9 protein-coding genes are annotated in these 14,564 nt (G+C 60.3%); 8 read left to right on the top strand and 1 reads right to left on the bottom strand.

The window, feature by feature from the left end; all coding sequences use genetic code 11:
- Positions 1–46: 46 nt before the first annotated feature.
- The 6 genes from ACIQJ2_RS14135 (at position 47) to ACIQJ2_RS14110 (ending at position 8,426) form a co-directional block, all read left to right on the top strand.
- Positions 47–1,123, top strand: a complete 1,077-nt coding sequence (locus tag ACIQJ2_RS14135) for a BMP family ABC transporter substrate-binding protein (RefSeq protein ID WP_199147897.1) — start codon at positions 47–49, stop codon at positions 1,121–1,123.
- A 540-nt stretch (positions 1,124–1,663) separates the two neighbouring features.
- A complete protein-coding gene (locus tag ACIQJ2_RS14130; RefSeq protein WP_400673070.1) occupies positions 1,664–2,410 on the top strand; it encodes a FadR/GntR family transcriptional regulator in 747 nt (248 codons plus the stop codon).
- Positions 2,411–2,512: 102 nt separating this feature from the next.
- Positions 2,513–3,880, top strand: coding sequence for a bifunctional UDP-N-acetylglucosamine diphosphorylase/glucosamine-1-phosphate N-acetyltransferase GlmU (glmU, locus tag ACIQJ2_RS14125; protein WP_400673073.1), 1,368 nt, complete (start codon positions 2,513–2,515; stop codon positions 3,878–3,880).
- A gap of 113 nt (positions 3,881–3,993) precedes the next feature.
- Positions 3,994–5,820, top strand: a complete 1,827-nt coding sequence (gene glmS / locus ACIQJ2_RS14120; RefSeq protein WP_400673076.1) for a glutamine--fructose-6-phosphate transaminase (isomerizing) — start codon at positions 3,994–3,996, stop codon at positions 5,818–5,820.
- Between the two features lie 176 nt (positions 5,821–5,996).
- The gene (locus ACIQJ2_RS14115; RefSeq protein ID WP_199147889.1) at positions 5,997–6,698 is read left to right on the top strand and encodes a DUF502 domain-containing protein; all 702 of its coding nucleotides are present in this window, start codon (positions 5,997–5,999) and stop codon (positions 6,696–6,698) included.
- 240 nt (positions 6,699–6,938) lie between these two features.
- The gene (locus ACIQJ2_RS14110) at positions 6,939–8,426 is read left to right on the top strand and encodes an esterase-like activity of phytase family protein (protein WP_400673096.1); all 1,488 of its coding nucleotides are present in this window, start codon (positions 6,939–6,941) and stop codon (positions 8,424–8,426) included.
- 42 nt (positions 8,427–8,468) lie between these two features.
- Here the strand turns inward: ACIQJ2_RS14110 and recG are convergent, their stop codons facing one another.
- Positions 8,469–10,574, bottom strand: coding sequence for an ATP-dependent DNA helicase RecG (recG, locus tag ACIQJ2_RS14105; protein WP_400673079.1), 2,106 nt, complete (start codon positions 10,572–10,574; stop codon positions 8,469–8,471).
- A gap of 173 nt (positions 10,575–10,747) precedes the next feature.
- Between recG and ACIQJ2_RS14100 the strand changes: the two genes are divergently transcribed.
- Both ACIQJ2_RS14100 and mfd read left to right on the top strand, forming a co-directional pair.
- Complete coding sequence (locus tag ACIQJ2_RS14100) at positions 10,748–11,062, top strand: succinate dehydrogenase assembly factor 2 (protein WP_199147883.1); 315 nt, start codon at positions 10,748–10,750, stop codon at positions 11,060–11,062.
- Positions 11,059–14,559, top strand: coding sequence for a transcription-repair coupling factor (gene mfd / locus ACIQJ2_RS14095; protein WP_400746534.1), 3,501 nt, complete (start codon positions 11,059–11,061; stop codon positions 14,557–14,559). Before ACIQJ2_RS14100 ends, mfd begins: the two co-directional genes overlap by 4 nt.
- Positions 14,560–14,564: the final 5 nt, after the last annotated feature.

Raw genomic sequence — 14,564 nt, 5'->3', positions numbered from 1 at the left:
AGCCGGACGGATTTCACCAAACCATGTCAAACAAACAGGGGTAACCATGAAGAAACTAGCACTTGCACTCTCCACGACAGCTGCTGCCATCGTTGGTTTCGCCGCTGCCGCCGAAGCGGCGCCGACCAAAGTCTGCTTCGTTTACGTCGGCTCGCACACGGACGGCGGTTACTCGCAGGCTCATGATCTTGGCCGTCAGCAAATCCAGAAGGAGTTCGGCGACAAGATCGAGACACCGTATCTCGAAAACGTGCCGGAAGGTCCGGATGCAGAGCGCGCCATCGAGCGCCTCGCCCGTTCGGGCTGCTCGCTGATCTTCTCGACCTCGTTCGGCTTCATGGATGCGACCGTCAAGGTTGCCGCCAAGTTCCCGAAGGTGAAGTTCGAACATGCGACGGGCTTCAAGAGCGGTCCGAATCTCGCGACCTACAACTCGCGCTTCTATGAAGGCCGTTACATCCTGGGTCAGATCGCCGCGAAGACGTCGAAGAATCACGGCGCTGCCTACATCGCGTCCTTCCCGATTCCGGAAGTCGTCATGGGCATCAACTCTTTCGAGCAGGGTGCTCGCTCTATCGATCCGAGCTTCAAGCTCAAGGTTGTCTGGGTCAACACCTGGTTCGACCCCGGCAAGGAAGCCGACGCAGCCAAGGCCATGGTTGACCAGGGCGTTGATATCCTGACGCAGCACACCGACACGACGGCGCCGATGCAGGTTGCACAGGAACGCGGCATTCACGCTTTCGGCCAGGCGTCCGACATGATCAAGGCTGGCCCGAAGGCGCAGCTGACCGCGATCGTCGATACCTGGGGCAACTACTACTCCAAGCGCGTTCACGCATTGCTCGACGGCAAGTGGAAGTCCGAGCAGAGCTGGGATGGTCTCAAGGACGGCATTCTCGAAATGGCGCCCTATACCAACATGCCCGACGACGTGAAGAAGATGGCTCAGGAAACCGAAGCCAAGATCAAGTCGGGCGAAATCGCGCCCTTCACCGGCCCGATCAACAAGCAGGACGGTACGCCTTGGTTGAAGGCTGGCGAGAAGGCCGATGACGGCACGCTGCTCGGCATGAACTTCTACATCGAAGGCGTTGACGACAAGCTGCCTGCGTCGAAATAAGCATTTCGATATGCTGGATTGAAGAAAGGGGCGTTTTTGACGCCCCTTTTTGTTGCGTCGCATGAATGAATGATCGTTTACAAAGATATTACTGTATGATTTTTTGCCGCTGCCTTAGCGATGGCTTGGGGGTGTAGATGGCGCGCTGTTGCTCGATCGTGTGAGTCTGGTCGTGGCAGCACATCGGCCTATCTCAGCCCGAAGCCAAAAGCTGCGGCTTTCGCTGCGGGTCTATTCGGAAACGTTTTTTCCATTTATACATCAGCAGGATACCAGACTGCCGCAGCAGCGCAGAGCGCGATGCTGTGGTCATGGGAGGAACACCGCTTGTAGGAGGAGCGGGGTTCAGCGGAGGAGCACTCTTTGGAACGTTCAAGCAAGACTCGCTCGTGAGCCGTATCGCCACCACTGCGATTCTTTCCGGCTTTCGGACGAGAACGCCATCAAGCTTGGCGCTGTTAGCCGTTATTCCAACTCGGACCATTTTCCGATTGCTCTCCCGTTTCACTCGACATTAGGCCAGGGGAAAGGACAGCGTGCTTGAGCGGACAATTGCTAGCAAACCGAAAAGCCGGCGGAAAGTCGCGGACGAGCCATGCCCAAGTGGTCGACGAGCTCGGCAAGGCGATTGTGGCGGGCGCGTTTCCGATCGGCAGCATTCTTCCGGGCGATAGCGAGCTTCTGCAGCGCTTCAAGGTATCGCGTACCATTCTGCGAGAAAGCATGAAGACCCTGGCCGCCAAGGGCATGGTCGTGCCGCGAGCGCGCGTCGGCACCCGCGTCACAGAAAAAATCCATTGGAATATGTTCGACAACGAAGTGCTTAGCTGGCATTTCGAAAGCGGGGTCGATCAGGAGTTTCTCCTCCATCTTTACGATATACGCATGGCGTTCGAGCCATTCGCTGCGGGCCTTGTTGCAGAACGGGCGAGCCGGGAAGAAATCGATGTGTTGCGCGGCCTTGCGGCAGCTCTGGCGAACCCGGAACACACGTCTGACAGCCTCGCCGTTGCCGACCTGCATTTTCATCTCGCCATTACGGAGGCCTCGCAAAATCCGTTCATGCGATCGCTCGGCGGGCTTATCGAGGCGGCGCTGGTCGGTATGTTCCGCTTGAGCGCGCCGCCTGCCAGCAATGGTTTCAGCAATATCTCCGAAACCCACACGGCAATTGTCGATGCCATTGCCGCCCGCGATAGTGCGGCGGCTCGCAAGGCCATGGAGTTTGTGATTGTTGATGGCCGGCAGCATATTCTCGAGGCTTTTGCCTCGCTGGCCGAAACGTGAGAACGGTTCCCAATTTCTCCGTAGTGCGCTGCTTGAACAGTTGCTATGAGAAGCTTGCGACCAGCAATGGGCCGCGCCTGACCGCATATCTCGGAGCTTGAAATGGAACGCACCTGTCTCGCTATCATCCTCGCCGCCGGCGACAGCACCCGCATGAAGTCGTCGATGTCGAAGGTGCTGCATCCCATTGCGAGCCGGCCGATGATCGCGCACGTAATGGATGCTATCGCCAAAACCGATATTTCGACGGCGGCGCTGGTGGTCGGCCGCAATGCCGATGAGGTGAGTGCAGCAGCGTCTATCGGCGGTATCGCCGTAGAATCTTATTTGCAGAAGGAACGCCTTGGGACCGGTCATGCCGTTCTGGCGGCGCGTGAAGCGATTGCTAGGGGGTATGATGATATTCTCGTTGCCTATGGCGACGTCCCTCTGCTGACCGACGCTCCGCTTCGTGCCGCCCGACAGGGACTGGCCGACGGTAACGATGTTGTCGTTATCGGCTTTCACACCGAAAATCCGAACGCCTATGGCCGGCTCCTGGTCAAGGACGGCGAGTTGATTGCGATTCGCGAAGCGAAGGATGCGACCGATGCCGAGCTGGCGATCACCTGGTGCAACAGCGGCCTGATGGCCATCAACGGCCGCAAGGCGCTGGATCTGCTCGACCGCATCGGCAACAACAATGCCAAAGGCGAATATTACCTGACCGATCTCGTCGAGATCGCTCGTTCGCTCGGCGGCCGCGCCGTGGCGGTCGACGCGCCGGAAGTCGAGATGACCGGCTGTAACAATCGTGCCGAACTCGCCTTCATCGAACGCCTCTGGCAGGAGCGCCGACGTCATGAATTGATGCTGTCGGGCGTCACCATGATTGCGCCCGAGACGGTGTTTCTGGCTTACGACACCGTCATCGGCCAGGATGCGTTGATCGAGCCGAATGTCGTGTTCGGTGCGGGCGCCGTCGTCGACGGTGGCGCCATCATTCATGCTTTTTCACATATCGAGGGCGCCCATGTCAGCGCCGGCGCGACGGTTGGGCCGTTCGCGCGTCTGCGTCCCGGCGCTGATCTTGCCGCGGGTGCCAAGGTCGGCAATTTCTGCGAAGTCAAGAACGGCAAGATAGCCGAAGGGGCCAAGGTCAATCATCTGACCTATATCGGCGACGCGACCATCGGCGCCGGCAGCAATATCGGCGCCGGCACGATCACCTGCAATTATGATGGGGTCAACAAGCACGAGACGCATATCGGCGCCAATACCTTCATCGGCTCCAACTCATCGCTCGTGGCACCCTTGAGTATCGGCGAAGGTGCCTACGTCGCCTCCGGCAGCGTCATAACGGACGACGTTCCCGCCGATGCGCTGGCCTTTGGCCGTGCTCGTCAAGAGGTGAAGCCTGGGCGAGCCAAGCTCGTTCGCGAGCGAGCCCTGGCCGTCAAGGCGGCAAAGAAGGACGCGGGCGGCCACTGAACCCATCAGTGCCCCGTAACGGTCGGAAATCGAAAGTGACCGTTTTACCGATTGAGAAAATCGCAGGAATGATTAGGACTTGCGCTCATATCTGAGGCCAGACGGAGAGTTGTATGTGCGGTATTGTTGGGATTGTCGGGACAAGGCCGGTAGCGGATCGTTTGGTGGACGCGTTGCGTCGCCTCGAATACCGCGGCTATGATTCGGCCGGCGTTGCGACCATCCATAACGGCGCCATGGATCGCCGCCGAGCCGAAGGAAAGCTCTTCAATCTCGAAAAGAGGCTGGAAACCGATCCGCTACCCGGCACGACCGGGATTGCTCACACGCGTTGGGCAACCCACGGCGTTCCCAACGAGACCAACGCTCATCCCCATTTCGTCGATGGCGTCGCCGTCGTCCACAATGGCATCATCGAGAATTTCTCCGAGCTGCGGGAAGAGCTGAAGGCTGAGGGCAGGGAGTTTGCGTCGCAGACCGATACCGAAGTCGTTGCGCATCTGCTGGCGAATTACATCCGTGACGGTCTTGAGCCTCGTGCGGCGATGCTGAAGATGCTGAACCGCGTCACCGGTGCCTATGCACTGGCGGTGATGTTCGAGAACGATCCCGGCACGTTGATGGCGGCACGGTCCGGCCCGCCACTCGCTGTGGGATATGGCAAGGGAGAGATGTTCCTCGGCTCTGACGCCATTGCACTTGCGCCGTTTACCAATGAGATCACCTATCTGGTCGACGGCGATTGCGCCATCGTCACGCATAGTGGCGCAACGATTCTCGATTTCAGCGGCAAGGAAGTGAACCGGCCGCGGCAGATTTCCCAGGCGACAGCCTATGTCGTGGACAAGGGCAACCACCGCCACTTCATGGAAAAGGAAATCTACGAGCAGCCGGAGGTCATCTCCCATGCGCTGAGCCACTATGTCGATTTCGCCAGCCATCGCGTGCATCCAGGCGTTTCGGCCATCGACTTTGGCAAGGTATCTGGTCTGGCGATATCGGCCTGCGGCACCGCCTATCTCGCCGGCTTGATCGGTAAATACTGGTTCGAGCGCTATGCGCGCCTTCCCGTCGAAATCGATGTCGCCTCGGAATTCCGTTATCGCGAAATGCCGTTACAGCCGTCGCAGGCTGCGCTGTTCATTTCACAGTCCGGCGAGACGGCTGATACTCTGGCTTCGCTGCGCTATTGCCGCGACCATGGCCTGAAGATCGGCGCCGTCGTCAACGTCAAGGAGTCGACCATCGCGCGCGAATCCGACGCGGTATTCCCGATCATGGCCGGCCCGGAAATCGGGGTTGCCTCGACGAAGGCCTTCACCTGCCAACTGGCGGTCCTGGCATCTCTGGCGATCGGAGCTGGCGTCGCTCGCGGCACCATCAGCGCTGAGAGCGAGAAAGAGCTGGTGCATCATCTCATCGAGATGCCGCGCATCATGGCCAATGTCCTGAACCTCATCCAGCCGCAGATGGAAAGCCTGTCGCGCGAGATTTCGAAGTTCAAGGATGTGCTTTATCTCGGCCGCGGCACCAGCTTCCCACTCGCCCTGGAGGGCGCCCTGAAGCTGAAGGAAATCTCCTATATCCATGCCGAGGGTTATGCCGCCGGCGAGCTCAAGCATGGACCGATCGCGCTGATCGACGAGAACATGCCGGTTATCGTGATCGCTCCCCATGACCGCTTCTTCGACAAGACGGTCTCCAACATGCAGGAAGTGGCGGCGCGCGGCGGCCGGATCATCTTTATTACCGACGAAAAGGGAGCCGCTGCCTCGACGCTGCCGACGATGGCGACCATCGTTCTGCCCATGGTGGACGAGATTATCTCCCCGATCATTTTCTCGCTGCCGATTCAGCTGCTTGCCTATCACACCGCTGTCTTCATGGGCACCGACGTCGACCAGCCGCGAAATCTCGCCAAGTCGGTAACGGTGGAATAGGCGTCTGCGATTGCCGTCATCCGGCATCACGTCGTCGTGAGCCGCGTCTCTGTCCGGCTCGGCGGCGTGACTGCCGGGTTGTATGCCGCTTGGATTTCTGGCACGCTTCTTAAGGGAGAGGTGGGGAGGATTTGCCCGATAGCGATAGGCGGCTGAACGGAGTTTTCGAGCGGCGAATGACTGAGAAACTCATCAAGGTATCCGTAACGACGCGGATCAGAAACAACTTCCTGGCCGGCCTTATCATCTGCGCTCCCATAGCCATCACGCTCTGGCTCACATGGTCCGTCGTTCATTGGGCAGATAGCTGGGTGCGGCCCTATATTCCTGCGCGCTACGACCCGGAGAGCTATCTGAACTTCGCCGTTCCCGGCACTGGGCTGGTAATCGCGATGATCTTCATCACGATGGTCGGCTTCCTCGCCAAGAACCTGATCGGCCAGAGCATCGTTCGCTTCGGAGAGTCGATCGTCAATCGTGTGCCTCTTGTCCGGACGATCTACAAGAGCGTCAAGCAGATCTTCGAAACCGTCTTGAAGGAGCAAGGGACCTCCTTCAAGAAGGTCGGGCTTATCGAATATCCGAGCCCCGGCCTATGGTCGATGGTATTCATCTCGACGGATGCCAAGGGCGAGATAGCCTCGAAATTCAATGCCATGGGCCAGGATATGGTGGCGGTTTTCCTGCCGCCGACTCCCGTGCCAACGGCGGGTTTTCTGATTTTCGTGCCGCGCGAAAAGATCACCATTCTCGATATGAGCCCCGAAGACGGCGCGAAGCTTTTGATCTCGGGCGGCCTTGTCTCGCCCGAATACAAGGAACAGCTGACTGCGGCCAAAAGCCTGCCGACGCCCGTTCCAATGAAGTCTCTGACTTAGAGCATATCTTCATCCTGTAGGTCTTCGGCGATCTTCGCGTGCAGCGTGCGCTGTCATTTGCCTATCATGTTGACGCCTTAGATCGTCGTCAGGGACAGGCAGCCGGATTTATCTCATCCATTGAGGGCTCGGGGCTTCGACACCGGGCATTTGCTCCTCCAGGCAGCGCGCGGCGAGGTCGGAGATGGACGCCGTTGTTTCCAGACTGGTTTTCATCAGGAGGATATTATCTTGAAACATATGCGTTCGAAGAGCCTGCGATTGCTATCGGCTGCGCTCGCCACATTCGTGTTTGTAGCCCCTGTGGCGGCACTTGCCGATACGGCCATAACCGTTCAGGGCGCGACGCTCGTCAACAAAGGTCGCGTCGCCATCGGGCGCATTCCGGCCAATCAGCGCGACAAGTTTGGTGAGACCTTCGGCTCGGGTTCCGGTATGTCGATCGACACCAAGGGCTGGACCCGCAATGCAGACGGCACCTACAAAGGATCGCTCTGGCTGCTGCCGGACCGGGGTTACAATGTTGCCGGTACGACCGACTATCGTGCCCGCCTCAACACGATCGACATCGTCCTGACGCCTGTCGCTCCCGGTGCCACACCGCCGGCAGGCAAGGAGCAGTCGGGTGTCGCTGCCAGGCTTGCAGACACGCTGCTGTTGAAAGACAACAAGGGGACGGAAACCACCGGCCTCGATCCGGCAAATGGCGTCCGCAATCCGGAAGGCGCCATGCCGCTGATGCCGCAGGCACCGAACGGCAAGATCTCGCTCGACAACGAAGCCATCGCCCGGTTGCCTGATGGCTCGATGTTCATCAGCGACGAATACGGTCCCTACATCTATCGCTTCTCGGCCGATGGCCGGATGCTGTCGGCGACGCCGCCGCCCGCCGCGTTTCTGCCGATGCGCAACGGCGCCGTGAACTTCTCTTCGAACAATCCCGGCCCAGGTGAAGCTGCCCCCGATCCGAAAGATCCAATCAGCGGACGCCAGAACAACCAGGGCTTTGAGGGCATGTCTTTGACCCCGGACGGCAAATTTCTAATTGCCGTGCTCCAGTCGGCGACAAGACAGGACGGTGGCGATTCCAGCGCGACTCGGCAGAACACCCGCGCTCTGGTTTATGACGCTGCAGACCTCGATCATCTGAAGCTGGTGCACGAATATGTCGTACCTTTGCCGGTCTTCACCAATGACAAGGGTAAGACGGCCGTCGCCGCCCAGAGCGAAATCGTCGCGCTCTCGCCGACGAGCTTCCTGATGCTCGTGCGCGACAGCGGCAATGGTTATGGCCAGAAGGGCGAAAAATCGCTCTACCGCAGCATCGATATCGTCGATGTCTCGGCCGCCACGGACATTGCCGGTAGCAAGTTCGACAGCGACAAGCCGGTCGCTCCGAAAGGTGTCGTCGACCCCTCTGTGAAGCCGGCTGTGGTTAGCCAGTTCATCGACATCAACGATAGCGCTGATCTCACCCGCTTCCGCCTTCACAATGGCGCTCCGAACGACCGCAATAACCTCTCTGAGAAGTGGGAGGCCATGTCGCTCGCCAGCGTCCAGGACCCGAAGTTGCCGGACGATTACTTCCTGTTCGTCGCCAACGACAACGACTTCATCACCCAGGATGGCTTCCAGGTCGGTGCTGCCTACAAGGATGAGAGCGGGGCCGACGTCGATACCATGTTCCAGGTGTTCCAGGTCACCATTCCCGGCCTCGCCGCCAAGTGAGACCGTGAAACAGAGATGGACGCGGCTGCCGCGTCCGTCCGTTCATCCCGCCCGCAGGAAACGGATCGCCTCGTCGCGGCGGAAAAGGTAGAGCAGGGTTCGGATCGCCATGCCGCGCTCGCCGGTCAGTTCAGGATCGCGTTCGATGATGTAGGCGGCATCCTTGCGGGCGATTTCCAGCAGATCGGCATGGGCTTCGAGACTTGCGATGCGGAAGCCCGGTGTGCCGGACTGGCGCGTGCCGAGAAGCTCACCTTCTCCGCGCAGCTTCAAATCCTCTTCAGCGATGCGGAAGCCATCCTCCGTATCGCGCATGATCGACAGCCTGGCATGTCCTGTTTCTCCGAGCGGCCCCTTGTAGAGAAGGATGCAGGTGGAGGCCTCGTCGCCACGTCCGACGCGTCCGCGCAACTGATGAAGCTGTGCCAGGCCGAAGCGTTCGGCATGTTCGATGACCATGATGGTGGCGTCCGGCACATCGACACCCACTTCCACGACGGTCGTTGCCACCAGCAGGCGGATATCACCATTCTTGAAGGCCATCATCACGGCGTCTTTTTCCGGCCCGCTCATCCGGCCGTGTATAAGGCCGATTCCAGGGCCAAGCGCGCTGGTCAAAGTCGCGTGGCGCTCCTCGACGGACATTAAATCGGATTCTTCGGATTCTTCCACAAGTGGGCATATCCAATAGACTTTTTTGCCATCGGACAGCGCGCTTTTGAGCCTTGCAACGATATCACCGGTTCGCTCGTTCGGGATGGTGATCGTCTGGATTGGTTTGCGACCCGCTGGCTTCTCGGTGAGTTTGGAGACATCCATGTCACCGAAAGCCGCCAGCACCAGGGTTCGCGGAATGGGCGTTGCGGTCATGACGAGCATGTGTGGCGAGATGCCCTTCGCGGTCAGACGCAGACGCTGGTGAACGCCGAAGCGGTGCTGCTCGTCGACGACAGCAAGCATGAGGTTGGCATAGGCAACGCTGTCCTGAAACAGGGCGTGCGTGCCGATGACGATCTGTGCTTCGCCGGAGGCAATACGCTCCAGGATCGCATCGCGCTCCCGGCCCTTCGTGCGACCTGTGAGGACTTCGACAGAAAGGTTTGCACTTGCTGCAAATTTTGAGATTGTCGCGTAGTGCTGCCGAGCGAGAATTTCCGTCGGCGCCATCAGCACTGCTTGGCCGCCGCTTTCGATCACGGCTGATATCGCCATCAATGCCACAAGTGTCTTTCCCGCGCCGACATCGCCTTGCAACAAGCGCAGCATGCGCTCCGTGCCGGCCATATCCTTGAGAATGTCGGCAACCGCCTCGCGTTGGCTGTTCGTCATCGAGAAAGGAAGGGATTCCAATATCTTGCTGCTGATTTCTCCAGTGGCATGTACCGGATTTCCCGCCACCTTGCGCAGCCTTTGGCGCACGAGGGAGAGGGACAATTGCCCGGCCAGGAATTCGTCATAGGCAAGCCGGCGGCGTGCCGGCGCCTGCGGATCGATATCGGCAGCGTCCCGCGGCGCGTGCAGCATATGGAAGCTATCGGAGATCGACGGAAACCCTTGCTTCTGCGCCAGGGCGAGATCGTCCCACTCGGGGAGTTCCGGCATGCGCGGCAACGCCGCTTCGATGGTCTTGCGCAGGAATTTCGGTGTCAGGCCCGCAGTCAGAGGATAGACTGGCTCGACCAGCGGCAGGTTTTCCGCCTCGCTTTCGCGCATGATATAATCGGGATGAACCATGGAGGGGCGCCCGTTGAACCAATCGACCTTGCCGCTGACGGTGACGGTCTCGTCGATCGGCAACTGCTTTTCGAGCCACGGTGCCTTGCCGCGAAAGAAGACCAGCGCCAGTTCGCCGGTCTCGTCATGCAGATAGACGCGATAGGGCACGTTGCTGCGCGCATTGGGCGGCGGCTGGTGTCGGTCCACGCGGCCAGTGATGGTGACGATGGCGCCCTGCGGTGCGCGTGCGATGCCTGGCTGTTCGCGCCGGTCGATGATCGAATGCGGCGCGTGAAAAAGCAGGTCGATAACCCGGCAATCGTCGATCGTTTCGCGATCGAGCAGCTTCACCAGCAACTCGGATACCTTCGGCCCGACGCCGGGCAGCGAAGAGATGGAGGCAAACAGCGGATCGAGGATGGCGGGACGCATGGCCGGCAAAATGCGACGGGCGGGGCGGATTTGGCAAGGGGCGACCGGAAAGTCAGGCTCATTGAACCGAACACTCCCCGGAAAAATGCATCGGAGGCGCTTTTTTCTGAAAAACCGGTTCCCACCTTTCCCTGCTGGTTTTATAGAGACGCATCAACATAAAGGTGTTTTTGATGACTGGGCTCACCCTCAGCAGTGCCGATCTCGATCCCCGCCGTCGGCGCATCCTTTTCCGCTGTTGGCATCGCGGCATCCGCGAGATGGATCTGGTCTTCGGTCAATTTGCCGATAACGAGTTGCCGGGATTGGCCGAAGCCGATCTCGATGAGCTCGAGAGTATCATGGCCGAGGAAGACAACGATCTCGTCAAATGGATCCTTGGGACCGAGCCGACGCCGGAGCGTCTGCGGACGCCTTTGTTCGAGCGTATCGGATCCTACAAGCCCGATTTCGAAGAGATCGCCGAAAGGTTTGGATTAACGAAATGATCCCCGGTTTCGACGCGAAGAAGGTGCTCGCCGCAAGCGAGCCGCTGACGGTCGGTCATGTTCCGGCCGGCATGGAGCCGTTCCTGCTCGCGGATATGGCGAGAGCCGGCCAGCCGGTCGCTTATATCATGTCCGATGGACAGCATATGGCCGATGTCGAACAGATGCTCGGCTTCATCGCGCCCGAGATACCCGTCCTGGCCCTACCGGCCTGGGATTGCCTTCCTTACGATCGCGTCTCCCCGAGTTCAGACACGTCGGCCCGCCGTCTGGCGGCGCTCTCCGGGTTGATCGCCTATCACCGCAAACCGCATGCCGCGATCGTGCTGGTGACCGTCAATGCGATGCTGCAGAAGGTGGCCCCTCAAGACGTCATCGAGAGCCTGGCGTTCTCGGCCCGGCCGGGCAATCAGGTACGTATGGACGATATCGCCGGCCGCCTGGAGCGCAACGGCTTCGACCGCGTCGCGACTGTGCGCGAAGTTGGCGAATTTGCCGTGCGCGGCGGGATTCTCGATGTGTTCGTTCCGGGCACGGAAGAGCCGGTGCGCCTCGATTTCTTCGGCGATACGCTGGAAAGCATTCGCAGTTTCGATCCCGCCAGCCAGCGCACGACAGGGCAGGTTCGCTCCCTCGATCTCAATCCGATGAGCGAAGTGACGCTGACGCCGGATACGATCAGCCGCTTCCGCAAGAACTATCTTTCCGCTTTCGGCGCGGCCACGCGCGACGACGCGCTCTACGTCGCCGTTTCCGAAGGCCGCCGCTATGCCGGCATGGAACACTGGCTGCCGCTGTTCTACGAGAAGCTGGAGACGGTGTTTGACTATCTCAAGGGCTTCCGGCTGGTGAGCGACCATACGGTACGCGAGGCCGCCGAGGAGCGCTCCAAGCTCGTTTTTGACTATTACGACGCCCGCCTGAACGCAGGTCAGCAGGGCAAGGGCCAGATGGCGCAGGGTACACCCTATAAGCCAGTGACGCCGGGCCAGCTTTATCTCGATGGCAAGGCCTTCGGGAATGCGCTCGATGCGTTCGGCGCCGTCCGCATATCGCCTTTCAACGAGCACGAAGGCGAGGCGCGCCGCGTTATCAGCCTCGAAGCCCGGCAGGGACCGCGTTGGGCGCGGTCTGCGACCGACAGCGCCGATAGCGAGCGTGTCAACGTCTTCGACGCCGTCGTCAAGCATATCGCCGACAAGCGTGCCACCGGAGTCAAGGTGCTGATCACAGCCTGGACCGAAGGCTCGCTCGACCGTCTGTTGCAGGTGCTGGCCGAACATGGGCTGGCGCGCGTCAAGACGATCGAGGCTTTCAAGGATCTTGCTGGCTTGGCGAAAGGCGAGGCGGCTGCCGCCGTGCTCAGCCTGGAAGCCGGCTTCGAAGCCGGCGATCTCGTCATCATCGGCGAGCAGGATATTCTCGGCGACCGCATGGTGCGCCGCTCCAAGCGTCGCAAGCGGGCCGCCGATTTCATCTCGGAAGTGGCCGGTCTCGACGAAGGCTCGATCGTGGTCCATGCCGAACACGGCATCGGCCGCTTCGTCGGGCTGAGGACCATCGAGGCGGCCGGCGCTCCGCATGCCTGTCTCGAACTGCTCTATGCCGACGACGCCAAACTCTTCCTGCCGGTCGAAAACATCGATCTTCTCTCGCGCTATGGCGGCGAGGGCACCGAGGCCCAGCTCGACAAGCTCGGTGGCGGCGCCTGGCAGATGCGCAAGGCCAAGCTCAAGAAGCGCTTGCTCGATATGGCAGGCGCCCTGATCCGCGTCGCGGCCGAACGCCTGACGCGTCACGCGCCTGTGCTGGCGACGCCTGACGGCCTCTATGACGAGTTTGCCGCACGCTTCCCCTATGACGAGACCGACGATCAGATGAACGCGATCGAAGCGGTGCGCGAGGATCTCGGCGCCGGCCGGCCGATGGACCGGCTCGTCTGCGGCGACGTCGGCTTTGGCAAGACGGAAGTGGCCCTTCGCGCGGCCTTCGTTGCCGCCATGAACGGCGCGCAGGTTGCCGTCGTCGTTCCCACAACCTTGCTCGCTCGCCAACATTTCAAGACCTTCTCCGAGCGCTTCCGCGGCCTGCCGATCCGCATTCAGCAGGCGTCCCGCCTCGTCGGCGCCAAGGATCTGGCGCTTACCAAGAAGGAAGTGGCCGAAGGCAAGACCGATATCGTGGTCGGCACCCATGCGCTGCTGGGCGCTGGCATCCAGTTTGCCAATCTCGGTCTGCTTGTTATCGACGAGGAGCAGCATTTCGGCGTCAAGCACAAGGAGCGCCTGAAGGAGCTGAAGAGCGACGTGCATGTGCTGACGCTCTCGGCGACGCCGATCCCGCGCACATTGCAGCTCGCGATGACGGGCGTGCGCGAGCTGTCGCTCATCACCACGCCACCGGTCGACCGCATGGCGGTGCGCACCTTCATCTCGCCCTTCGATTCGCTTGTGATCCGCGAAACGCTGATGCGCGAGCATTATCGCGGCGGCCAGAGCTTCTATGTCTGTCCGCGCCTTGCCGACCTCGCCGATATCCACGCCTTCCTGCAATCGGATGTGCCGGAGCTGAAGGTGGCGGTCGCCCATGGTCAGATGCCGGCCGGCGAGCTGGAAGACATCATGAACGCCTTCTACGAAGGCCGCTATGACGTGCTGCTCTCGACCACCATCGTCGAATCCGGCCTCGACGTGCCAACGGCCAATACGCTCATCGTCCATCGCGCCGATATGTTCGGCCTTGCGCAGCTCTATCAGCTCCGTGGCCGTGTCGGCCGTTCCAAGGTTCGCGCCTTCGCGCTCTTCACGCTGCCGGTCAACAAGGTGCTGACCACGACGGCGGAGCGCAGGCTCAAGGTGCTGCAATCGTTGGATACGCTCGGCGCCGGCTTCCAGCTCGCCAGCCACGATCTTGATATCCGCGGCGCCGGCAATCTGCTCGGCGAAGAACAGTCCGGTCATATCAAGGAAGTCGGCTTCGAACTTTACCAGCAGATGCTGGAAGAGGCCGTCGCCGAGGTGAAGGGCGTCGACGAAATCCAGGATACTGGCTGGTCGCCGCAGATCTCAGTCGGCACGCCGGTCATGATCCCCGACGCCTATGTGCCGGATTTGCATCTGCGTATGGCGCTCTATCGTCGTCTGGGCGAAATCACCGAGATCAAGGAAATCGACAGTTTCGGTGCCGAAATGATCGATCGCTTCGGGCCGATGCCGATCGAAGTCCAGCATCTGTTGAAGATCGTCTATATCAAGTCGCTCTGCCGCATCGCCAACGTCGAGAAGCTCGATGCCGGCCCGAAGGGCGTCGTCGTACAGTTCCGCAACAAGGAATTCCCGAACCCGGCCAATCTCGTCGGCTATATCGGCAAGCAGGGTACGATGGCGAAGATCCGCCCCGACCACAGCGTATTCCTGACGCGCGACCTGCCGACGCCGGAAAAGCGGCTGCAGGGGGCCGCCGTGGTCATGACGCAACTGGCGGAGTTGGCGAAGTAGGGACA

Origin of the sequence: Rhizobium sp. NPDC092011, from assembly GCF_044756305.1 — a bacterium.
GTDB lineage: Bacteria > Pseudomonadota > Alphaproteobacteria > Rhizobiales > Rhizobiaceae > Rhizobium.
This window is presented reverse-complemented; position numbering and strand designations above follow the sequence as displayed.

Bases quoted from the DNA above. Each gene is read 5' to 3' on its own strand.
- ACIQJ2_RS14100 (WP_199147883.1), top strand. From the start codon at position 10,748: ATGACTGGGCTCACCCTCAGCAGTGCCGATCTCGATCCCCGCCGTCGG.
- glmS (WP_400673076.1), top strand. From the start codon at position 3,994: ATGTGCGGTATTGTTGGGATTGTCGGGACAAGGCCGGTAGCGGATCGT.
- ACIQJ2_RS14135 (WP_199147897.1), top strand. From the start codon at position 47: ATGAAGAAACTAGCACTTGCACTCTCCACGACAGCTGCTGCCATCGTT.
- glmU (WP_400673073.1), top strand. From the start codon at position 2,513: ATGGAACGCACCTGTCTCGCTATCATCCTCGCCGCCGGCGACAGCACC.
- recG (WP_400673079.1), bottom strand. From the start codon at position 10,574: ATGCGTCCCGCCATCCTCGATCCGCTGTTTGCCTCCATCTCTTCGCTG.
- mfd (WP_400746534.1), top strand. From the start codon at position 11,059: ATGATCCCCGGTTTCGACGCGAAGAAGGTGCTCGCCGCAAGCGAGCCG.
- ACIQJ2_RS14110 (WP_400673096.1), top strand. From the start codon at position 6,939: ATGCGTTCGAAGAGCCTGCGATTGCTATCGGCTGCGCTCGCCACATTC.
- ACIQJ2_RS14115 (WP_199147889.1), top strand. From the start codon at position 5,997: ATGACTGAGAAACTCATCAAGGTATCCGTAACGACGCGGATCAGAAAC.